Origin of the sequence: Paenibacillus sp. FSL k6-2145 (genome assembly GCF_037976585.1) — a bacterium.
Taxonomy (GTDB): domain Bacteria; phylum Bacillota; class Bacilli; order Paenibacillales; family Paenibacillaceae; genus Paenibacillus.
Genome location: NZ_CP150267.1, coordinates 3,764,960 through 3,787,723, shown reverse-complemented (window position 1 = coordinate 3,787,723; position 22,764 = coordinate 3,764,960). Strand labels below are relative to the sequence as shown.

At 49.9% G+C, this 22,764-nt stretch carries 20 protein-coding genes and 1 riboswitch; of the genes, 4 read left to right on the top strand and 16 right to left on the bottom strand.

The annotated features are described in order from the left end of the window. Window positions 1–9: 9 nt before the first annotated feature. Window positions 10–873 (bottom strand): SDR family oxidoreductase, encoded by an 864-nt coding sequence (locus NZ043_RS16670; RefSeq protein ID WP_091033492.1) that lies wholly within the window; start codon window positions 871–873, stop codon window positions 10–12. A gap of 104 nt (window positions 874–977) precedes the next feature. Here NZ043_RS16670 and NZ043_RS16665 point away from each other — a divergent pair, with 104 nt between their 5' ends. Together NZ043_RS16665 and NZ043_RS16660 are read left to right on the top strand one after the other, a co-directional pair. Further along, window positions 978–1,520: a hypothetical protein gene (locus NZ043_RS16665; protein WP_133386809.1), complete on the top strand. Its 543-nt coding sequence runs from the start codon at window positions 978–980 to the stop codon at window positions 1,518–1,520. Between the two features lie 56 nt (window positions 1,521–1,576). Then, on the top strand, window positions 1,577–2,308 hold the full coding sequence (locus tag NZ043_RS16660; RefSeq protein ID WP_339312780.1) for an MBL fold metallo-hydrolase: 732 nt from the start codon (window positions 1,577–1,579) through the stop codon (window positions 2,306–2,308). Window positions 2,309–3,082: 774 nt separating this feature from the next. Here NZ043_RS16660 and NZ043_RS16655 read toward each other — a convergent pair. Then, window positions 3,083–4,294, bottom strand: a complete 1,212-nt coding sequence (locus NZ043_RS16655) for a PQQ-dependent sugar dehydrogenase (protein WP_133386807.1) — start codon at window positions 4,292–4,294, stop codon at window positions 3,083–3,085. Window positions 4,295–4,556: 262 nt separating this feature from the next. Here NZ043_RS16655 and NZ043_RS16650 point away from each other — a divergent pair, with 262 nt between their 5' ends. Then, a complete protein-coding gene (locus NZ043_RS16650) occupies window positions 4,557–5,645 on the top strand; it encodes a Xaa-Pro peptidase family protein (RefSeq protein ID WP_133386806.1) in 1,089 nt (362 codons plus the stop codon). Window positions 5,646–5,891: 246 nt separating this feature from the next. Here the strand turns inward: NZ043_RS16650 and NZ043_RS16645 are convergent, their stop codons facing one another. From NZ043_RS16645 to NZ043_RS16635, 3 genes are all read right to left on the bottom strand, one after another. Beyond that, window positions 5,892–6,245 (bottom strand): hypothetical protein, encoded by a 354-nt coding sequence (locus tag NZ043_RS16645; RefSeq protein ID WP_133386805.1) that lies wholly within the window; start codon window positions 6,243–6,245, stop codon window positions 5,892–5,894. Between the two features lie 198 nt (window positions 6,246–6,443). Continuing rightward, the gene (locus tag NZ043_RS16640) at window positions 6,444–7,127 is read right to left on the bottom strand and encodes a queuosine precursor transporter (RefSeq protein WP_017689950.1); all 684 of its coding nucleotides are present in this window, start codon (window positions 7,125–7,127) and stop codon (window positions 6,444–6,446) included. A 379-nt stretch (window positions 7,128–7,506) separates the two neighbouring features. Continuing rightward, complete coding sequence (locus tag NZ043_RS16635; RefSeq protein ID WP_091033512.1) at window positions 7,507–8,904, bottom strand: L-cystine transporter; 1,398 nt, start codon at window positions 8,902–8,904, stop codon at window positions 7,507–7,509. Between the two features lie 352 nt (window positions 8,905–9,256). On the opposite strand from NZ043_RS16635, the gene NZ043_RS16630 reads away from it, so the two are divergent. Continuing rightward, window positions 9,257–10,957 carry a methyl-accepting chemotaxis protein gene (locus NZ043_RS16630; RefSeq protein ID WP_047842054.1) on the top strand — a complete coding sequence of 567 codons (1,701 nt, stop codon included), beginning with the start codon at window positions 9,257–9,259 and terminating at the stop codon, window positions 10,955–10,957. A gap of 126 nt (window positions 10,958–11,083) precedes the next feature. Here the strand turns inward: NZ043_RS16630 and NZ043_RS16625 are convergent, their stop codons facing one another. The 11 genes from NZ043_RS16625 to cobD form a co-directional block, all read right to left on the bottom strand. Beyond that, complete coding sequence (locus NZ043_RS16625; protein ID WP_339312778.1) at window positions 11,084–12,628, bottom strand: cobyric acid synthase; 1,545 nt, start codon at window positions 12,626–12,628, stop codon at window positions 11,084–11,086. 125 nt (window positions 12,629–12,753) lie between these two features. After that, window positions 12,754–13,644: an adenosylcobinamide-GDP ribazoletransferase gene (gene cobS, locus NZ043_RS16620; protein ID WP_339308922.1), complete on the bottom strand. Its 891-nt coding sequence runs from the start codon at window positions 13,642–13,644 to the stop codon at window positions 12,754–12,756. Then, window positions 13,641–14,201: a bifunctional adenosylcobinamide kinase/adenosylcobinamide-phosphate guanylyltransferase gene (cobU, locus tag NZ043_RS16615; protein WP_339308921.1), complete on the bottom strand. Its 561-nt coding sequence runs from the start codon at window positions 14,199–14,201 to the stop codon at window positions 13,641–13,643. The genes cobS and cobU overlap by 4 nt, the downstream gene beginning before the upstream one ends. Further along, the gene (cobT, locus tag NZ043_RS16610; protein WP_339308920.1) at window positions 14,198–15,319 is read right to left on the bottom strand and encodes a nicotinate-nucleotide--dimethylbenzimidazole phosphoribosyltransferase; all 1,122 of its coding nucleotides are present in this window, start codon (window positions 15,317–15,319) and stop codon (window positions 14,198–14,200) included. Before cobT ends, cobU begins: the two co-directional genes overlap by 4 nt. A 45-nt stretch (window positions 15,320–15,364) precedes the next feature. Continuing rightward, window positions 15,365–16,177 carry an ABC transporter ATP-binding protein gene (locus tag NZ043_RS16605; RefSeq protein WP_249911474.1) on the bottom strand — a complete coding sequence of 271 codons (813 nt, stop codon included), beginning with the start codon at window positions 16,175–16,177 and terminating at the stop codon, window positions 15,365–15,367. Further along, on the bottom strand, window positions 16,174–17,220 hold the full coding sequence (locus NZ043_RS16600; RefSeq protein WP_133386799.1) for an iron chelate uptake ABC transporter family permease subunit: 1,047 nt from the start codon (window positions 17,218–17,220) through the stop codon (window positions 16,174–16,176). Before NZ043_RS16600 ends, NZ043_RS16605 begins: the two co-directional genes overlap by 4 nt. After that, entirely contained in the window at window positions 17,217–18,215 is a 999-nt protein-coding gene (locus NZ043_RS16595; RefSeq protein WP_047842049.1) for an ABC transporter substrate-binding protein, read from the bottom strand. Before NZ043_RS16595 ends, NZ043_RS16600 begins: the two co-directional genes overlap by 4 nt. A 408-nt stretch (window positions 18,216–18,623) precedes the next feature. After that, window positions 18,624–18,742: riboswitch (cobalamin riboswitch) on the bottom strand. Between the two features lie 179 nt (window positions 18,743–18,921). Then, window positions 18,922–19,602 carry a histidine phosphatase family protein gene (locus tag NZ043_RS16590; protein WP_339308919.1) on the bottom strand — a complete coding sequence of 227 codons (681 nt, stop codon included), beginning with the start codon at window positions 19,600–19,602 and terminating at the stop codon, window positions 18,922–18,924. Further along, window positions 19,593–20,573 carry an adenosylcobinamide-phosphate synthase CbiB gene (gene cbiB / locus NZ043_RS16585; RefSeq protein WP_249911846.1) on the bottom strand — a complete coding sequence of 327 codons (981 nt, stop codon included), beginning with the start codon at window positions 20,571–20,573 and terminating at the stop codon, window positions 19,593–19,595. The genes NZ043_RS16590 and cbiB overlap by 10 nt, the downstream gene beginning before the upstream one ends. A gap of 44 nt (window positions 20,574–20,617) precedes the next feature. Then, window positions 20,618–21,448: an adenosylcobinamide amidohydrolase gene (locus NZ043_RS16580; RefSeq protein ID WP_339308918.1), complete on the bottom strand. Its 831-nt coding sequence runs from the start codon at window positions 21,446–21,448 to the stop codon at window positions 20,618–20,620. Next, entirely contained in the window at window positions 21,445–22,635 is a 1,191-nt protein-coding gene (gene cobD, locus NZ043_RS16575) for a threonine-phosphate decarboxylase CobD (protein ID WP_339308917.1), read from the bottom strand. The genes NZ043_RS16580 and cobD overlap by 4 nt, the downstream gene beginning before the upstream one ends. Window positions 22,636–22,764: the final 129 nt, after the last annotated feature.

The window sequence follows — 22,764 nt, the reverse complement described above, 5'->3', positions numbered from 1 at the left end:
TGTGCTGAATTACAACTTCTCATCAGGTTTCAGCCCAACTTGTTCTTCGCTCCATATCCAGAAACGCTCAGCTGAAGCATCATCAACGGCATGTTTCTTCAGCTGCTGCTCTTTCTGTTGATAGAAGTAACGCCCGGTGATGCCGACAACTTCAGGGCTTGTGGCCAGATAAACAGCCGTTCGCGCTCCTTCTTCAGGGGACAAAAAGAATGGAAGCTTGCCCACAAACGCCATAATGCGTGTGCCAAATCCAGTATTGCGATCTACGCCAATACTCGTTCCCACCGCACCAGGGTGTAGACAGTTCACCGTGACAGATGTACCTGACAGTTTGCGGGCCAGCGCACGAGTGAACAACACGTTAGCCAATTTGGATTGGGCGTAGCTTTTGATCGGATTATAACCTTTGTGCAGATGTGGATCTTCGAAGTGGATTTTGCCGGCCTTGTAAGCACCTGACGAAACGTTCACAACCCGTCCCTGCTTCGCAGCTTTCAGAGGTTCTATCAAAAGTAAGGTCAACAGGAAATGCCCCAGATGGTTAATACCGATACTTTGTTCGAACCCGTCTGAGGTTTCCTTCCGCTTGACCATCACCACCCCCGCATTATTAACCAGAACGTCAAGGCGATCATGACGCTCGCGGAATGTGCGGGCAAACTGGCGTATACTTTCGAGTGAACCCAGGTCACACAGCATCAATTCAATCGCAGAAGAGCCGGACTGACGCACAGCTTCCTGAAGAGCCTCCTGTCCGCGCTTCTCACTGCGGCACGCCATGATTACGTGATATCCTTGTCTTGCAAGTTCAATGGTGGTTGCCAACCCCATACCTGAGTTAGCTCCTGTTACAATTGCTGTCTGATTGGACATGAGGTACTTCCCTTCTGAACCTGAGGTTCCGAAATTAGAGGCGCAACGACGGACAATATGAGATAATGATAGGATCACATCTCGGTTTCCATGGGAGGACAAGTATGCTGACCAAAGAAGATTTTAAAAAAGTTAAAAAACAAGCCAAACTTGAAATCGCACTACTCGAACAGGAATATCAGGAAATCTTGCAGAACGTTGATTCTACGCTGTATGAAAAATACGGTATTTTGGACAAAGAAGAAACACGTGAGCTCACCCGAAAACGCAAAAACCGAAGATATGCTTCACTGGTCATCGAACTATGCGCCATTATTGAACAAATGTTACATCAACTGTACAAAGACGTATATCAGAAAAAGTTTAATTCGACCCAGCTGATGAAAACTCCTGCCTACCGTGCACGCTCCAATATGGAGATTATTCAGTCCGAACTCAGTAAAGAGTTCATTGCTCTGGAATCCGAAAAGGAACACTTCGCTGAAGCCCTTAGCCTGGTGTTTCAGACGAGGAACAAACTTGTTCATGATAACTTCTCGTTTGTCTCCATCGTTAAGGACGGCAGTAATGAAGAAGAAACGTTCGAAACATTACTCCATACGGTAAAAAAATATAGAAAACACTTAAAATATAATCGCCCTGAATAACAACAATCATCGCTAAAAAAGAAAAGGAGGTGTACCGGACTACGGTCCGGATCACCATGAGCCATCCAACAACTTCAATTACTGTGCTAAATCTTCAGATTCCTACACCTTCCGGGAACAGCCCCATATTCCCCGTCATGCTTCGTGATTTAGATGGCGTTACCTTGGTGGATACCGGCATGATTGGACAATTTGCAGAACTTCAATCCGCATTGGAACATGAGGGTGTACAGCTCTCGGACGTCAAACGTGTGATTATTACCCATCAGGACATTGATCATATCGGTAACCTGGGCGCTCTGCTGGATGCCATCCCCGATCTGGAAATCTGGGCACATGCCGATGAGATTCCATATCTAACAGGTGAGAAACCTTTGATCAAATTCACGCCTGAACGTCGTGCGCTGTTGCCCGCGCCCGTTTTGGCACTGGCAGATCAACTGCTCTTGCAGCTGCCTGAAGTGAACATCAGCAGAACTCTGTCGGACGGAGACTTATTACCCCTTCAAGGAGGTACACAGGTCATTCATACACCGGGACATACGCCAGGCCACATCTGCCTGTATTTCGGAGAGCAGCAATTCCTGCTCGCTGCCGATGAACTTCGTGTGGTCGATGATGAACTGGTTGGCCCAGCGCCACCCGCGACACCGGACATGCCGGAAGCGCTGCGAAGCCTGAAGAAACTGACCAACCTTAAGCTCAATAAGGTTCTCTGTTATCACGGTGGAGAGTACACGAATGATCCCGCTCAGCGCATTGCCACACTTGTGGAGAGCGCAGAGTAGGTAAAGAACGCGGAGCTGTGAATGCTTTGGGAACGATAACGCATCCTCTTAACGCCGTTTCTCTTCGTGCAGCATTGTGCGTTGTAGCTCATTCAAGGTGAGGATGAAACATACATTACAATCAAGGAGCTGTCCCATAAGTCATGAATTTGACGGGGACAGCTCCTTTAATTAATTAACCACGCACTTCTACCACTCTACTGCACTGGTGTTGACCGTATGCTAGCTCCTATTGCACACGCTATGCATACAGTATGCACGCAGTATCTTATATTGAACTACGACATGTGCACAGTATCTTTCCCTGCCCGGTTGGCAAATCAATTCACCGGAAAATCCGTAACGTAAGTGCCTACTTCTTCACAGAGTTTCACCTTTAATGAATTAGGCACAGTCTAAACGCTATAGTTGTTTTGTAACGAATCTCAGACACCCTATACGCAGTATTTTGAGTATCAGTATTTTCTAACGAACTCCAGATACCTTAGTTACTCATTTCATTGGTTTTTCGGCAGGTTTCTAGTGAATTTTGGCGATATAACGTGACTGAGGTTCGTTATATACTATGAACGCCACCAAACCTCTATTTAAGGTGCGTCAGGTTCGTTAGAGAAATTTTATTTAGAGCGATTCAGATTCAGGGCACTTCAGGGCTTTGGCTCAAGATAAGCGGCAACCGTTCGTTTTAAACTTACTCCATCCACTACCTTACGGCGAGACGAGTTCGGTTCGACGCTTTCCTGTAACACTGATTTTATCTCCTTTGACCCCGACTTAGCTCTCCGGAGTAAGTACAATCAGCTTGTCATCTCCATCACGTGGCGATCCTCGTCCATCCCGATTGTTCGTAAGCACATACAACTTTCCGTCCTCGCCAGCACTCACATTGCGAATTCGACCCCATTCATCTTCGAAGATGGGTTCCACCTTCTCCACCTGTGTGCCATCTTCCGAAAGAGTAACCTTCAGCAACTGCTCTCCACGCAGATTTGCAGCAATCAGCGATCCGGCCCATGGTCCTTCTTCAACAAAAGCTACACCGGACGGCGCCCATGTATCATTCCCACTATGTGCGAGCGGAGCCTGATATGCGCCATTGTCATCGTTGTCTCCCTCCACCTCAGGCCAGCCATAATTCTCACCAGCTACAATCCGGTTAATCTCATCATGATTACGCTGACCATGCTCAGTGGCATAGAGATAACCGTTGTCCGGGTTCCAGGCCAGTCCCTGTGCATTGCGGTGTCCCATACTGTACACAGGTGAATTCGGCCATGGGTTGTCTGTAGGGATCGATCCGTCGAGACTAATCCGCAATATTTTACCCCCAAGGCTATCTTGGTTCTGTGACAGTTCCGGTTCATAACGTTCACCTGTCGTGATATAGAGCAACTTGTCCGGGCCAATCTTGATCCGCCCACCATTATGATTTGTCCCGCCTGGAATGTTACCAAGTAGTTCTTTGTCTATGACCGCTTTGCCATCATTCACCTGGAGGCGTAACACCCGATTGGCAATGTCGTCGCCTTCCAGATAGGAGTGGTATGCATACAGATAACCGTTATCCTCAAAGTCCGGATCAGCTGCAAGACCCAACAGACCTCCTTCACCTTCTTCATTAAAGGGGGCTGAGAATTCAATCAGTGGTTCAGGGGCTAGTTTTCCATCCTCAATGACTCGAATCGCACCAGGGCGTTCCGTTACGAACATCCGACCATCAGGCACACTCACAATCTCCCATGGTGCATTCAATCCTTCAACCAGAACGGAAGCCTGATACGGCATAACCGTCTCTCTCTGCGCTCCACTCTCGTCTCCACTTGCACTGGTATTGCCTCCGTTGGCTGTCTGTCCCTGACCGGTTCCCTGTCCCTGAGACGACTGCTCTGTTCCTCCCGTAAAGGGTTCGCCTGAAGAACATGACGCTGTTAACAGTGCCACACTTAATAATGAAGCATACAGCGGAACGTTTACTCGATTATTCATGATTACATCTCCCTTCGCATATCGTTCTTTTGTATAAAATAACTAAGCCAAGATTCAACGTATTGTTAATATATTTTTCTCTATAGTTGTGGTGTTATTATTCATGTGTAAAGCGGTTTCGCCCTGTATTACCCTTCACACCAGCCGCTTAAACCGAGAATTCAAGGGATTCCGAGGACATGAAATCACCGCAGTTTGGAATTCCATCATAATCTTTTATAATAGAAGGATAGTATGAATGGAAAGGTGGACAACTACACTTATGAATCAAAATCCTTTATCTCGTCTTGAAGCCGATCTGTCCGGGCAAGGATTGGACGCCATGCTGATCACAGATCCAAAACATATCTACTATTTAACTGGATTTGCAAGCAATCCGCATGAACGTTTCCTCGGTCTGGTTCTTGCACGTGGCGAAGAACCCTTATTGATTGTACCCGCACTGGACGCTGAAGCTGCCGCAGCCGCTTCCTCGGTATCCAACATTGCCACTCACACGGATACGGATAATCCATACGCTTTGTTTGATCGTTATCAGGGGCGCTTGGGCCGGGTTGGTCTCGAAAAAGAATATGTGACTGTCTCACGTTATGAGCAACTGACCGCCGCTCTCGGTGCTGCCAGCTTTGAAGATGTCGGCCCTTTGCTTCGCACATTACGTGTGAAAAAAACACCTGATGAGGTAGCCCGCATTCGCCATGCTATTTATCTGATCGAAGAAACACTGCGTCAAGGCCTCTCTCATGTTCGCACAGGCGTAACCGAGATTGAACTTGTCGCCGAGATGGAGTATCAGATGAAAAAGCTGGGTGCTGATGGCCCTTCCTTTGATACCATGGTGCTCACGGGACCCAAAACAGGCCTGCCACATGGTACACCGGGTGAACGGAAACTGCAACATGGTGACCTGTTGATGTTTGATATGGGTGTGTATGCTGGAGGGTATGCCTCGGATATCACGCGTACATTCGCTTTTGGTGATATCTCACCTGAACTCAAAACCATCTATAACACTGTGCTCGCAGCGAACGAAGCTGCTATCCAAATCGTGAAACCAGGCATTACCTGCGCCGAAGTGGATCGTGCAGCACGCCAGGTCACGGAAGAAGCGGGATACGGCGAACGTTTTATGCATAGAGTAGGCCATGGATTGGGTATTGACGTGCATGAGTATCCTTCTCTCCATGGAGAGAATATGGACATCCTGAATGAAGGTACCGTATTCACGATTGAACCGGGCATCTATACCGCAGCAGGCGGCGTTCGTATCGAGGATGATGTAATTGTGACCGAGACGGGTGTCGAAGTTCTGACAACATATCCAAAAGAGCTGCAAATCCTTACCGACTAATCCAATGGGATCTATGTCAAAAACAGCCCATATACATCAATGCTCAGCCGATATTATGTATCATGAACTAAACTGCACGCAACTGTGCTGAACTGTATCTTCAATAATATAAAGTACACACGCGAACGCAAAAATCCCGCGAATCCATGAATATCATGGGTTGCGGGATTTTAATTAATACAAAGCATATCCTAAATTACTCCGTCTGCATTCTACGTAATCTTATTCCTGCTCACTCATTTACCATTAGTCAAACTCATGCGTGATATCCTGCCAAGACTCTAGCTGTGGCAACTGTTGCTTCCCCCAGTAATCCAGAAACCATTGAATAATCCTAGTTGTATCTGTTGTGCTGTAGCTGTAATGCAGGAAACCGTCCTCGCCTTCCTGCAAACGAATCTCCGCCACCATTTGCCCTGGTTCCTCAAGCGCAGCAGCCTGCATATACATACTTCCCTCCACCAGCTCCGAAGGTTTAAGTACTACGTATTCATGCAATTCCAGATTGGAGATCAACTCCACCAATAATGAGGCATTAATGTTATCATTCTCGTAGGTTGTGCCATTGCTTTCCAGTGTATAACGCAGTGTAGAGTACATGTGCGATTCCCCTTTGGTTGAAATCATCGTTGGCTAATGATACACGCTCATAACGACAGGTCGTTTATATTATAACTTTTTCATAAAAATGTAAAAAGGATTTTTCTTGTTTCGGGTCTATGAAAAAAACCCTTGCAGAGTCCGAATTAAAATGGACTGCGCAGAGGGTAATTTTAAGTGATACTCTTTGAATATTCTCTAAGCTTCATCCTTAAACTTAAAGCTGCGTGCAGCATACAGAAACGGCGTTCCGACTGCAGTTAATACAAATTTGATAATATACGTAGTCAGGAAGATTTCCAGCCAAACATCCCAAGGATAGATGAACGCAAATGCGATCGTGCAGAACACCAGTGTATCCACGAATGAACTGATGATCGAACTACCGTTGGTGCGTATCCACAACTGATTGCGCCCTGGGGCCACCTTGCGCAGCCAGGAGTATAATCGAACATCCAGGAACTGACTGATGAAGTACGCCGTCAGACTTCCGAGTGCCAGACGTGGCAGCAGACCGAACAGCTTCGCCATGGATTCCTGTGCAAAGTCCGTTGGTGCCGGGTCAAAGAACAACACCATCTGCATCAGAACCGTCGTCATGATGAGCGTGAAAAATCCGAACCATACGGCTTTGCGTGCCTCACCTGGTCCATATTTCTCATTGAGCAGATCACTGGTCAGATACATGCTGACATACATCGTGTTACCTAACGTCAGTACGATACCCATGATATCTATCGTTTTGGTCACCTGAATGTTGGCTATAACCGTAGCGACACCAATCCAGGCATAGAGACCTTTTTTACCGAACAAGCGGTAACACAGCAGGAAAAATCCATAAGTTACGAGAACAAAAACTGCTCCCCACCCTAAGTTAAACATAAATACATACACTGCCTTCCTAGTTTTGATTACGCGGGATGGTTACGAACCGCGGTTTGGCTCAGGGCCAAAACATGAATACTCTATCACATTTCTCGTCCCATGAACAGAACTAAATAACTCCAAGTCTGCCTGAGTGAATATGATCCCTGCTATATTTCTCCTCTGTCACTCTCGACCATACGACTGTTTTTGTACTTCCTTGCCTTACACCGTGTATCGAAAAAGAAGACGGCTTCACACACCGTGCACAGCATAGTTTGATTTCCGCAAAAAAAAAAAACCGCCCTCCAGATTCCTCCGAAGGACGGCTTTTCTCACTTGATTTGTAGACGGCTCTAGCTATCTTAATGTGAGCTTCTATCTAATCCATTCTGTATTAAGCCTGAGCCGCAGAATCCAGCTCACGGCTCTGATCGTTAAACGTGTCCCGATCGTTTTCCTTCAAAATTCTGCTCGTCACGAGTCCTGATGTCATTGACCCGTTCACGTTAAGCGCTGTACGACCCATGTCGATCAGCGGCTCCACGGAAATGAGCAGTCCAACCAGAGCCACAGGCAGATTCATGGTGGACAATACGATCAGGGAAGCGAAGGTTGCCCCGCCGCCAACGCCAGCCACACCAAACGAACTGATCATGACTACGAGGATCAAAGTCACAATGAAGTCCCAGCTCAGCGGGTCGATGCCGACCGTCGGAGCAATCATTACCGCCAGCATGGCCGGATAGATCCCGGCGCAGCCGTTTTGCCCAATCGTAGCCCCAAAGCTTGCAGACAGGTTCGCAATACCGTCCGATACGCCGAGTTTCTTCGTCTGTGTCTCCACATTCAGCGGGATCGCCGCTGCACTTGAACGGGACGTAAAGGCAAATACCAGTGTTGGCAGCACCTTCTTCAAATACGTAACCGGGTTGAAGCCGGACAGAGAGATAATAATCAGATGAATAATAAACATGATCGCCAGCGCGATATAAGATGCAATCACGAATTTGATGAGCTTTAATATCTCTTCCGCATTCGTTGTCGCCGTTACCTTTGTAATCAGTGCTAAAATCCCGTAAGGCGTAAGCCTCAGCACCAGTGTAACAATTCGCATAACCACCGCATATACCGCATTAACCATACCGCGGAACGTCTCCGCCTGCTGAGGTTTTTTGCGATCCAGTCCAAGTACGGCTACACCGATAAACGCGGAGAAGATAACCACCGCCAGTGTGGATGTACGACGTTCTCCTGTCATATCTGCAAATGGATTCGAAGGAATGAATTCCAGCACTTGCTGCGGGATGGTCTGATCCTTCACATCAACAAGCCGTTCCTCCACCTTCTGAATCTGCGCATTCTCCCGGTCTCCTCCTTGAATCTCAATGGAAGTCAGGTTGAAGCCCAGACTGGTCACAATGCTGACCCCTGCGGCAATCGCTGTGGTGATCAACAGAATGGCAATAATGGAAACACTCATCTTGCCGAGATTTTGCTTGCCCTTCAGATTCATAATGGCCGAGATGATCGACACCATGATCAATGGGATCACGACCATTTGCAACAAACGAACATATCCTGAACCGACCAGATTGAACCAATCGACTGATTTCGTAACTACATCAGAACCTGATGTGTACACCAATTGGAGAATAACCCCGTAAACAACCCCCAGTCCCAGACCCGCAAATACGCGTTTCGTAAAGGAGATATGCTTTTTCTGCATCCAGTAGAGGATGCCAAGTAAGGCAAGCATAACCACTACATTCAATATGACTAGAAAAGTATCCATTTCTTTAAATCCTCCTCAGGCATGTGTGTAACCGGAAAATATCCGGTTTTCTCTTCTATCTTTTGTACTTCCAACAAAGACATTTTACAATATACCACATAACAAACTATTCTGGTAGGTATTAATTGATATTATGTAATATGCATGTAACAGATTCATGTATTTCTGAAAAAAATACACCAAATCGTGAAAATTGTTCTATTCAACCTCCGGTTAATTTTGTAATATAGGTATATCCGCTTATTCCCAAGTTTTCTCAACGTTTAATTTAGGTCTTTCTTCATTGGTAGATAGGTCTTATGATTACGGAAAAGCGACAATGTTAATGAACTTGACGTGAAAGGATGATCATATGTTTCGTAATCGCACCGTCGCCGGTAAAATCAGAGGCACCTTATTCCTCGTTCTGCTGGTTGCTTCCCTGTTGTTCAGTATTAGTTTTTACGCCGTATCGATGAATATTATTCAAAGCTACGTGCTGCCGCAGTTTGACAAAGTCCTAAACACGTCCATTCAGGATATATACAAGAATACTTCAGCATCCAAAATCCTACAGGTACAGAGTGGCGGAGCCGGTTCTGAAGGTGCTGCCATGACCGTGGAATCGTATCTGGCAGATAAAGCAAAAGAACATAATCTGGATGCTGCTTACGTTGTTGCTATTCAAGATGGCTCAGCCAAAGTCGTTGTGGCCAACCCTTCTTCAAACATGAAAGCGCAGGATGAGATCAGTGTAGAACCCGCAATGAATGCAGCTATTGAGAACAAAGAGATGGTAATCAGTGAGGTCTACTCCGATTCCTTTGGTGTACATAAAGCAGCCTTTATCCCTATTGCAGGAAGTAACATGATTATGGCTGTGAGCATGGATGCCCAGTTCATTCAAGACAAGATTACCCAGATTTTCTGGTTATGTCTTGGGATTACAGCATTAGTGTTTGTGCTCGGGTGGCTTATCTCCACTAGTATGATCAAAAGAGTTACCAAACCAATCATCAAGCTCGTCCAACATAGCAAACAAATATCCCAGGGTGATCTGACCGCTGAACTAGAGATCAAAGGTAAAGATGAAATTGCCCAGCTTGCCGCAAGCTTCCAGACGATGACGCATAACCTGAAAGAGATGATTAGCCGTGCCTTGTCCACATCCAATGAAGTTGTATCAGGCTCCAATGACCTGCTTCAGCGGGTTGAATCGATGTCTGGTATGGTTCGAAACTCCAGCCGCTCCGCAGAAGATGCAGAAAAAGGCAGCATCAGCATTGCGTCAAGCGCATCCGAGAACGCCAGAGCTATGGAAGAAATTACGCAAGGTATTATGCATATTGCTTCTTCTTCCGCTGAAGTGTCTGACCAGATTGGTGAAGCAGCCAACGAGGCAGTTAACGGTAACCGACTGGCTCAGAATGCCATTGAGCAGATGGAGCGTGTAGGCCAGACAGCAAGCGAATCGTTGCGTTATGTCGAAACTATGAATGAACGTTCGGTAGCCATCGGCACCATTGTTGCTTCCATTTTTGAAATCACCAAACAGATTAACATGCTGTCACTCAACGCCTCCATTGAAGCAGCACGTGCCGGAGAGCATGGCCGCGGATTCGCTGTTGTTGCTGGAGAAGTTCGCAAACTTGCCGAGCAATCCAAGACAGCCACCGAAGAAATTTCGGATTATCTGGGTACCATTCGTGAAGATGCTGAGCGCTCGGTTGATGCAATGAACCGTGTAACCCAGGAGATTGGTTCAGGCACAACTGTTGTTCAACAAGCAGGCTCAGCCTTCCAGCAACTGAATGAATTGATTCAGAACGTGAATCTGACCATTCAGACCGTCTCTGCTTCTACACAACAAGTATCTGCTGGTGCTGAAGAAGTGAGTGCATCCGTTGAAGAAACGGCACAGATTACGACCAAATCCCGTGAGAGCATGTTACAGATTGCTTCAACAGCAGATCTTCAGCTCAGCGAGATGGATTCACATTCGAATACGGTTCGTCATCTGCATGAACAAGCTGTAGAGCTGCAATCCGCTATGAAAAATTTCAAAATAAACTAACAGGTTAACCATTAACCTATCATCACCTGTTTTAAACCTCATTTAATCATAGGATATACAATACCCCCATGCCGCTAACATGCCGTTTCTAGAGAACGGTTTGTCGGACATGGGGGTATTGTTGTTTCACTCGGGTGCCTGAACACCCATAATCTCGTACACACGCTTCATATCCAATGCCGAACGCAACGATTCGGCTACCCGATCAAACTCCATCTCCTTACGCTCATGTGCACTATATGTCTCCTTAAGTGGAGCCAGTCCTTTTCCTGCACGCAAGGCATTTAGCCACGAACGTCGGAATTGATCACTTTCAAACAATCCATGCAGGTAGGTTCCCCACACGCCGCCATCTACAGAGCCCCAGCCTTCTTGGAAAGGTTGACCACCTGGATGTGAGATTTCAAACAACGCGGTTACACGTTCGGGCTCGTGGCACTCCGTAACGCCCATATGAATCTCATATCCATTCACAGGTAATGAAGCCTCTGTTACATCTTGCTCACCATACAGACGAATCGGGTTATTAGGCTGCACCCGTCCGGAAGCTCTGACGGTCTGCTTTTCCTGAAGAAACGTTGTTGATAGCGGGAGCCAGCCAAGCCCTTTTGCTTCCTGAATCTGATTCGCCTCCACAGCAAAGGGGTCCTTCAGATGACGTCCCAGCATCTGGTATCCGCCACATATTCCTACGAGCTGAACATGCTCACGCTCGGTCTGGCTGGCAATCGCCTGCTCCAGCCCAGACTCACGCAGATATGCTAGGTCACCTATGGTGTCCTTCGTACCCGGTAGAAGAATGGCATCCGGACTGCCCAATTCCTCTGGCGAGGTCACGTAACGCACATTCACATCCGGTTCACGGGAAAGTGCGTCAAAGTCTGTAAAGTTGGAAATTCGCGGATATCGGATCACCGCCAGATCCAGCTCGGTTTTACCGGATTTCCCATGACGCATGGAGTCCAGCACCACTGAATCCTCTGCTTCAATCTGAATATCTCTTATGTAAGGCAATACACCTAATACTGGAATGCCTGTCCGTTCTTCGAGCCAGTCGAGTCCTGGCTGCAACAGGGACAGATCACCCCGGAACTTGTTGATAATGAACCCTTTGACTCGCGCCACCTCATGGGGTTCAAGCAGTTCGAGCGTACCTACGATGGAAGCAAATACCCCGCCCCGATCGATATCAGAGATCAGAATTACCGGCGCATCGGCCCAACCTGCCAGATTCATGTTGACGATATCCCGGTCCTTCAGATTGATTTCGGCCGGACTGCCCGCCCCTTCCATCAGCACAATATCATAGGTATCCCTTAGCCGGTTCAACGCATCCATAACCGTCTGCTTTGCTTCAGGCAGGAACTTCTGCCGATAATCTGATGCACTCATCTGGGCAAAAGGTACACCATGTACGACGATCTGCGAATGCATGTCCCGCACCGGCTTGATCAGGATTGGATTCATATCGGTTGTCGCCTCAATACCGCAGGCCTCGGCCTGTGCTCCCTGAGCCCGACCAATCTCCTTGCCATCTTCCGTCACATAGGAATTCAGTGCCATATTCTGTGACTTGAACGGAGCAGGCTTGAAGCCATCCTGCTTAAAAATCCGGCACAATGCCGTTGTGATAACACTTTTGCCCACATCGGAAGCCGTTCCTTGCAGCATCAGTACCGCCGCTGGTTGTGATGGCCTATCTTCCACGCTCTCTCCCCCTGTCTCCGTGTTATACCAGATCACCTTGCTCCCAACCTCATGCATAACACTTTCCATACTGCTTCTTACTTCAAAAGTTACAGCCAGAACAGTCCTTGAAGCACGCTCAGCACGGTCAACAAAGCCGCCTCCAGCAGCTCATTCATGGCACCATACGTATCCCCGGTTAAACCGCCGAGCCGTTCACTGATCCGGGCAGCCACGAATCGGCCGATATAATAACACGCCACAGGCAGTATAATAACTGCCGCCACCGGGTATAGCCACCATGGCAGTGTTCCCAGACCACTCACCATCGCATCTGCAATCCCCATATCCGGCTTGAAAAGCCACACCGCGGCAAACGTAATTGCCCCTGCGATCAAGGTCAGGCCCACAGCTGAGCTGCGTGCACGCTGGACTTCCTTCCGCTCACCCAGACCTTTAAACAATACAGCAAGTCCATCATCTCCCCGTGCATTCGGCCAGGCCGACATCGCATACACCATGAACCAGCGGCTCCAGATCATCGGCAGGATCAGCAGCGCACCGTACACCCAGTGACCCCGGGCAATAAAATCGGCGATCAGCGCAGCCTTCATCATCAGAAGCAACACGCAGGCGATCACGCCCATTGCCCCGACACGACTGTCCTTCATAATCTCCAGCATCCGCTCACGGGTACGATAACTGAGCAAGCCATCCGCCGTATCCATCCATCCGTCAAGATGGAGTCCTCCGGTGAGCCATACCCATAACGTCAGGGTCAGGACGGCAGCCGGAAAGGCCGGAAGCACTGCACCGCTTAAGGCTCCCAAGAGCCAGACACACAGGCCGATTGCAGCACCGACCAGCGGATAAAAGACTACACTTTCCCGCAGCAGCGACGGGACAAAATCGATTTGCATTTTGACAGGGAAACGGGACAGAAATTGAAAAGCGGCTGCCGCTGCATGTTTACGCTGAGAAGCAGGCGTGCCATCCTTCATAAGCGGTACTCCTTGCTTTTTAGTTCAATCGCAATGCCTGCGGTCACCAGAAACACTTCACCGCATATTGCCGCAATGCGCTGATTCAGTACACCGGCCAAATCCCGATATTTCCTGCCAAGGGCATATTCCGGTACGATCCCGTCCCCCACTTCATTTGTAACCAGAACAAGTAAACCTGGATAGGTTCGAATCGCTTCAACCAGCGCATCCAAATGTCCCTGTAACACCTGCTTCTCGTCATGCTCATGCGCTAACAAAACATTTGTCAGCCACAGCGTCAGGCAATCCACCAGAATGGTGGGTGCAGAAGTCCCTGTATGCCCTTCACCCATGCGGCTAATCAAAGCAGGCAGATGTATCGGCTCTTCCATCGTGTGCCACAGATACCCTGATGCCTCGCGCTGATGCTGATGCATGGTGATACGCTCACGCATTTCATCATCGTACGCCTGAGCTGTTGCCACATACCACGCCTCCGAGGAACGCTGCATGCAGAGACGCTCGGCAAAGGAGCTTTTGCCACTGCGTGCGCCGCCTGTCACCAGTACGCTCATCGGGAACTCTCTCCTTGCAGGGATGAATCACCCGTCACAGTAGAGTCCGAAGCAGGGCTTGTCCCATCCGAGACACCCGCGCTTGCAAAGGTTGCCATCTCGTTCAGAATGAGACATGCTGCGTCAATCAGATGAAGACTAAGCACGCCGCCCGTGCCTTCACCCAGACGCATGTCCAGATCCAGCATCGCTTTCAGGTCCAGTTCACGCAGCAGCGCTCCATGTCCATTTTCATGTGAAGTATGAGAAGCGATCATATAAGCCGTACTCAGAGGTGCAAGTTGTCTCGCAACCAGCGCTGCCGCTGTAGAGATGAACCCGTCTACAACGACCGGGCAACGATGAGCAGCGGCGGCGAGGATAACCCCCGTGAGTCCGGCAATCTCCAGTCCCCCCACCTTGCACAGAACATCTAGTGCATCATCCGGGTTCGGTGCGTTTACACTAAGCGCCTGGCTGACTACAGCAGCCTTGCGCTGTAAGCCTGCATCATCAATGCCGGTGCCTCGCCCCACGGCGGCAGCTGGTGCAACTCCGGTTAACGCGCTCATTACCGCAGCACTTGCGGTGGTGTTGCCGATTCCCATCTCCCCGGTGACAAACAGCTGTGTTCCCTTCGCCACTTCTGCCGAGACAACTTCGGCTCCTGCAAGGATAGCCCGAACTGCCTCATCCCGGGTCATTGCTGCCCCTCGGGCCATGTTGGCCGTCCCTTTGCGAATTTTTCGGGAGAGCAGGTCCGGATGTTCAAGATCGGCATTCACCCCGATATCCACACAGATCACATCAGCTCCGGCGTGACGGGCAAGCACATTCACCGCTGCGCCTCCAGCGAGGAAATTCTGGACCATCTGCGGGGTCACTTCGGCAGGAAAAGCACTGATGCCTTCTTCCACTACGCCGTGATCTGCGGCCATGACAATGACCGCCCTGTGATCAAAACGCGGACGTGCATTGCCCGTCATTCCTGCCAGGCGGATCACCAGCTCTTCCAATTTGCCCAGACTTCCCGGCGGCTTCGTCAACGAATCCACATGCGCAGAGGTTTCTGCCGCCACTTTCTGGTCAGGAGCAGTAATCTTACTTATTAAATGCTCCAACACCTGTTCATTATTCATACAACCAGCACTTCCTTCATCAAAATATGGGTCGCCCCGCTTCATTTAATCGATGTCACGCCGCAGCAGCAGTTGAGGTATGGCATGATCGGGATGGGAGACAATTGCCGGTTTGACGCGAAATATGTCTTGAATATTCTCATCGTTGATCAACGTATGAGGCGTGCCCTTTCCAACCACCATGCCCTCACGCAGCGCCAGAATGTGATCGCAAAATAACGCGGCCAGATTCAGATCATGCAGCACAGCCACAATCGTAATGTTAGTCCTCTGTCGCCATGCCGATAACAATTCCATGAATTGCAATTGATATTTAATATCCAGAAACGTGGTCGGCTCGTCCAGCAGCAGTAACCTCGGCTCCTGAGCCATAACTTTGGCTAGTGCGACCCGCTGCCGTTGTCCGCCGCTGAGTGCATCCAGCGGTCTGTCCGCCAGCTCTGTCAATCCCAGATCTTCAAGCACTCTGTCCACCACAAGTGCCCCATCACCCGTTTCCCGCCCCAGCCAGTTCTGGTATGGATATCGCCCCATCTCCACCACGTCTCGTACAGGATAGGAGATGGCTGGCAAGCCATCCTGTTGCAATACAGCGATCATGCGCGACAGATCCTTACGGCTGTAAGAGCCGATGTCTCGACCATCGATACGGATCTGACCTTCGCTTAACTGTTCCGTTCCGGCAATAAGCTGGATCAGGGTGGACTTGCCGCTGCCGTTTGGTCCGACAACTCCCCACCAGTCACCTTCGCCAACATGCCAGTCTACATTGCGCAGGGCCTGATGATTGCCATATGACTTCCCTGCTCCCTTAATGGAGATAAGTGAGGTCGAGTTGGAACTGGTACTGGAATTCATGGCATCATCCCCTTCTGCAACTTTTTGTTCCGGTGCAGCAGGTAAGCAAAGAACGGCGCACCAACAAAGGCGGTGACAACACCGAGCGGAATTTCAGTTGGCGCCAGCAACGACCTTGCGATGGTATCGGCCCACACCATGAAGATCGCTCCACCAATGGCAGACAAAGGTACCAGCAGTCGGTAATCCGGTCCCACCACCAGCCGCAACATATGCGGGATCACCAATCCAACGAATCCGATGACACCCGATACCGAGACAGCCCCAGCTGTCAGCAGTGTGCCAACTGCCAGCACGGACAGCTTGAGCCTGTCCACTCCGATCCCGATATGTGCCGCTTGACGTTCTCCCAGTGCAAGCACATTCAACGAGCGTGCGCGGCTCCAGAGAAAGACCAGCCCTAACAGAAAATACGGGAAAAGGATGGCCGTATACGACCACCCACGCAGAGCCAGACTTCCCATCGTCCAGTATATAATTTCATTAATCGTCTGTTTCGACATGGTCGACAGGAAGGAAACAACTGCGCCCAGGAAACTTTGCATGACCACACCAGCCAGAATGAGGCTGTGTGTAGGTATTTTACGCCCTTCACGAGCCAGTGCCATAACAAACCATAACGTGATTACACCCGTCAAAAACGCCACCAGTGGCAACGTCCAGATTCCGATCAGTGCATACTGCAATCCGAAGAAAATCAGAAAGGCTGCACCCACCGAAGCACCGGATGATACGCCCAGGGTGAACGGGTCTGCCAGCGGGTTCCGAAGAACCCCCTGGAATCCCGCACCGGCAATCGCCAACGATGCGCCCACGAGCACGGCAAGCAGTACACGTGGGAATCTGACTTTCCAGATAATCTGTTCGGCTGCCTTATTCCAATCCGGTGTAATCCAATCGCCCACCCAGGGAATTTTGTGAATCAGGATACCTGCAATATCCCGGATCGGCAACGCTACTGAACCAATGCCCGTGCAGATGAGCACGGTCAGCACCAGCAGCACCATGCCCGTCGTTCCGAACAGGATCAGCTTTTTACTCATTGGAATAAGTCAGGGTAGATCGCTTTGGCTACTTCTTTCAACCCTTGAGTTACCCGTGGACCCGGACGGCTCAGCAGGTTGGCATCCAGGCCAATAACCGCGTCATTTTTCACAGCCGTAATTTGATCCCAGCCGCTGCGCGCCTTGATGATCTGATCCAGTGTTTTGGAGTTTTCATCAATTACATCGTTGGCATACAGGATCACATCCGGGTTGGAGGCAATCACGTTCTCTTCATTAATTTCATACCAGCCCTCTTTGTCCGAAGCAATATTGCTACCACCGGCTACAGTGATGAGTTCATCCATAAATTCGCCTTTACCCACAGTCCAGCCTGGGGAGAATTCAACGTATACTTTTTTCTTCTCTTCCGGTTTAACTGCCTTCACCGCTTCGGTTACATCCGTCACGTCCTGTTTCATCTGGGTGATGATTTCTTGTGCTTTTTCCTGATGATCCGTGATTTTACCGAAGGTTTCGATATTGTTCATTACATCGTCAATGGATTTAGGGTCCGTTTTGAAAATGGTAATACCCAGTTCGCGCAGCTTCTTCACTGCATCTTCGCTCATCGAGATACCTGTGAAGACGATGTCGGCTTCAGCAGCAATGATGGACTCTTCATTGGGCTTGGTAATACCGCCCATTTTAGCTTTGGTTGTTGCCGCTTCCGGATAATCGTCATAGTCGGATACACCAACGATTTGATCGTCCAATCCAAGGGCAAACAGGGATTCCGTCTCAGCCGGAGACACGGATACGATTTTGGCTGGTGCCTTTTCAAAGGTGAACGATTCACCCGTTGCATCCGTAACGGTAAGTGGATATTGTGTTTTGAGGTCCGTCTGCGCCTGGCCTTGGGATTGCTCCTGTGCCGGTTGCTGTGAAGTACCTGTACCCTCGTTTGTTGTTGCATTGCCACATCCGGCCAAAGCCAGTGCGAGTGCCGCTGCACTTAGCAGGGACGCTACGTTTTTCCAATTTTTGAAATTCATTCTGTTATTCTCCCCTTCTCTATTTGTACTATTTTCTTGCATCGTGCTCGAACTCTTACTCCCCATGTCTTGGTGTTCCTGTGTAAGGTTTGAACTGCAACATTTACACGCTAACGGAGAGTGCAGAACCAATCTGAAGAAACGAAGTGTTCGCCTTTATCACCGGATTTTCCTTTCAAAAAGGGAATCAAAAAATCTGGGGATAACAGCGATCGGAAGATGGTACTGCAATCGGAGTGACCTCGTGTAAAATTGGTCTCGGTTCATCTTACATGAACAATAAAAAATCCCCAATCCTTAGACAAAGATTAGGGATGACGTCTCGCATATGGCGATCTGTACATGTTCAACCAAGGGTTGTCCATGCGCATAGAATAGCCCGAAACGCTGTCCTTTCCTCGAAGGAACACCGGTTTGTACGTCCAGGGCAGGTAACCTGACTTACAGGAATCATCCTGTTTTACAGTGGCGGGACCGTGCCGGATTTGCACCGGCTTCCCCATTTCACCCTTGTGTGTTTCATGACTCGTAGTAATCTGCCATGAAAACAGCCTTCACACGCGGGACCCTTGGTCGCTGATATGGTAAACCATTGCCGTGTAATTTCTGCATGTTGCATACTCATTCAGGCTTCACAACCTGCAGCGTATCTGTATCCATGCTGAAGTCACACTTCTGTTGTGATTATAGGGTATATTGTACATCCTTACAACCCGATTGGCGGAAAAGTCACTCTGCTGCCAAACCATTGATTCCCCTGTTGTTCAAGCTGAACCTGAATCGCCTGTCCCGGTACGACATGTGTATCCCAGAACCCAAGCCCGGCAATCAGACAGGACAAGGCATACCGGATGACACCACCATGCGTAACCACAACTATGGTTGGCACTTGACCCTCATTAACGTGCGTCGAAGGACGGCCCTCCAACAACATCTGTTGGAGAAAGGAGTCCAACCGTCCGGTAAACTCCTGCCACGATTCCCCTCCGGGCGGAGTGACCTCCTGCGGCGCATCTATCCAGCTTCGGTACACAGGGTTATCCTTGAGCTGATCATACGTCAGCCCTTCCCACTGTCCAAAATCATTCTCGCGCAGACGCGAGTCGAACTTCACCTGTCCGATGGCATCAGGAAGAATCTGTTCCAGCGTCTGCCGGCAGCGAAGCAGATCACTGCAATATACCTCATTCCACGAAACACCGCTCAATTGTTCATGAAGCGGAGCCAGCTCTTCTTTGGCATTTGGCAGCAGACCGATGTCGGTATGCCCCAAGTATCTTTTTTCCACATTCCACAGCGTTGTCCCATGACGGACCCACAGAATGTTTCGTTTCAGCGGCTCAGGCTGCTGATTCGTATGTACTTCATTTCCTGCATTTATGACCATAACAGCGTCCCTCCTGCTAGCCACACCCCCAACGTTATGAACACGCATAGTACCACAAAAGCCCCTGCCGACCAGAACATCAGGCGTGACGTTTGCACAATATCCTCGGCTTCCATCGGCCGTGTGGCTTCACCCATGTAGGCACGAAATGAAGCAACGCCGTGATACACGTTATGTCCCCCAAGCCGGATGCCCAGTGCTCCGGCCACCGCAGATTCGGGAAAACCACTATTCGGACTTGGATGCAGTCTTGCATCCCGTGCGACCATGCGTGCTGCTCCTTTGGCGTCCAGCTTCATGACCCAGGCACCAACGATTAACAGAATCGCGGTCAGCCGCGCAGGTATCCAGTTCGCCACATCATCCAGACGGGCCGAGGCCCAGCCAAGATGCAGATACTTGTCATTTTTATATCCGACCATGGAATCCAACGTGTTGACGGCGCGATAAGCCATGGCTAGTGGAGCGCCTCCAATAAGTGCATAGAATAACGGTGATACAATGGCATCCACGATATTTTCGGCAACCGTCTCTACCGTACCCCGTACAACCTCCGGTTCATCCAGATGCCCCGTATCACGTCCAACAATCATGCCCAGTGAACGTCTGGCCGCCGGCCAATCCTGCTGCTTCAGATGACGATACACTTCCATACCTGCATCCTTCAGCCCTTTTGAAGCAATAGTCGTTGCAATGAGCACCACTTCAGCTGCCGCTGCAATGACAGGGTGGATTAGCCCAAGCACATATACGAGTCCCCAGGTGATGGCAAAAGAACCCCCCGCAATCAAAATCGGGAACAACAGCCCGGCTCTCTTCAGCCCCGAATCTGTGCGCACACGCGAGCGAATGACACGCTCCAACGCCGAGATGCCTTTTCCCATGCCAATCACTGGGTGGGGAATCCAGCGCGGATCTCCGATACATCGGTCCAACAGGTACGCCAGTATAATAATCCAGGCTCCCGCCATGCCTGTCCAGAACGGCCAAGTCCATAGATGCTCCACGTCAAAAGTCATTTTTGCCTGATCCTCTCTTTCCATAACTGTCCGGCCTGAAGGCTCTCCGTCACCGTGTCGTATACCAATCTGCCAATCGCCGCTCCTGCCGTAGTTGCTGTCCCGGCATAAGTGATCATCGACTGAGGTTCTTCCACTGCCTGACGTACCGCCAACACAATGGCATCGGTTGTGGTGCCGGTGGCGGGCAACCCGTTCTCCGAATCCAGAACACCCGCATCCGCCAGCGCGGCCGCTTTGGCTTCCACTGCCGTCTGAACCGCATTCACCATCGCCCCGGTGGTCATGCGTCCATTCAACCAGAGCATGATGTTAATTGTACCCGGGACATAGGGGTGAATCGTTAGATTCCGTGCTGAAGGAGCAGAGCGCTCCCTGCCGGAAGACATCTTCTTATTTCCCACCGTATCAAATACCGTTCTCTCCGATCCCGCACGTGCTGCATTCGATACACCCGCAGTGGTACAGCACAGAAGACCAAATTCTTCACTTGTATATTCCTGAATGGACGTATGCTCCAGCCTTACGGCTGTCAATAATCCGGCGCATTGATCCCGCGGCTCATGCCATTCATTCAGCGCTTGTTCGATATCACGCGGCGGATCATCACAGCGGTAATGCCTGTCCACATAGATGTTAAATATGCGATCCAGTTCAATCATCCCACCGCCATATACCGCACTCGACAGCGCTTGGGCAGCCCTTGGGCTCTGTGCTTTGATATGTCGTTCATATGCGGATATGTTCAGTCCGGGCCAGGAAGAGGAAGCATATTCATTCTCGCCTGTTTCTCCATTCGCAAAGTAGTTATAAAACGGGAGTGTCACGACCGCCTCCCTCCCTGTGCCTGTTCCGAATCTTTCGTCTGCTCCTGCTGACTTGATTCATGAATGGAGGACTGATCGACATTTGGATATCCCTTGGTTTCCAGCACGCCGCCCAGCACTTTGAGTAATGTAGCATTGGCGTCTGCATCCTTGACCGCAAAACGTACATGACCTTCGTCAAGCCCCGGATACATGGCACAGCTGCGAATCAGGATGCCCCTTCGGCCCAGCGCCTCCTGCATTGATGCTGCTGTCCAAGGGGCCGGCACACGTACCAAAATAAAATTCGCCTCTCCCGGTGTCACCGCACATCCGTACCCCTTCAGTCCTTCGATGAGACGCTCCCGTTCCCGCGTGATCTGTGCTATGGTCTCCTGTTCGTACCGTTCTCCGCTGCGCAGACAGGCTTCCCCTGCCATGAGCGCCAGACCGTTGACACTCCAGGTCACCTGTTTCTTCGTCATCGCCTGAATGTATTCGGCACGGCCCAAAGCATATCCGAGACGCAAGCCCGGAATGGCATAAAACTTTGTCATCGAGCGAATGATGATCACATTTGGATAGTCATTCAGATGTGATGCCAGGGACTGGCGCCGGGCTACCGGAATAAAATCCATAAATGCCTCATCAATAACGATTACAGTTCCCGTTTCTTCCGCTTTGCTGGCAAGCCTTTGCAATACCTCAAGCGGATATTGTACACCGTTTGGATTGTTGGGCTGGCCAAGGAAGAGCAGGTCTACCTTTTCCATGAGCTGCTCGATCTCCTCGGGTTCCGCTCGCCACGCCAGCTCTTCTCTGCCCTCCGTATGCACAACCTCGGCACCGAATTGTCGTGCCAACGCGCGGTACTCCGAGAATCCAGGTTCCACCGTACCCACCTTGCGCGGGGCAAGCCCCAGCAGAATGAGCGCCATACTTTCGGCTGCACCGTTGCCCACAGAAATCTGCTCCTGCATCACACCAAGACGCTCGCTCAGCAGTGCTTTGAATCCCCGATGCCCCGGATCGGGATACCGAATCACCGACTGTAATCCTTGCTGTATAGCCTTCAGCACCCCTCTGGGCGGACCGAGCGGATTAATGTTGGCACTGAAATCCAGAAAATCAGCGGCTTCTCTCCCAAATCGTGACGCAGCCGTCTCCACGTCCCCGCCATGTCCGAACACTTCGATATAACCGGTCATTCTTCCGTCATCCTTTCTGTATGTCCTTTTTATTATGGATGGCACGGGAGGTGTGGGTCAATCCTGTTTTCTTTGTGTCCCAACCATAATTCGTTTACAATAGAAGAGGAATTTCGGTTCCTTTTGATA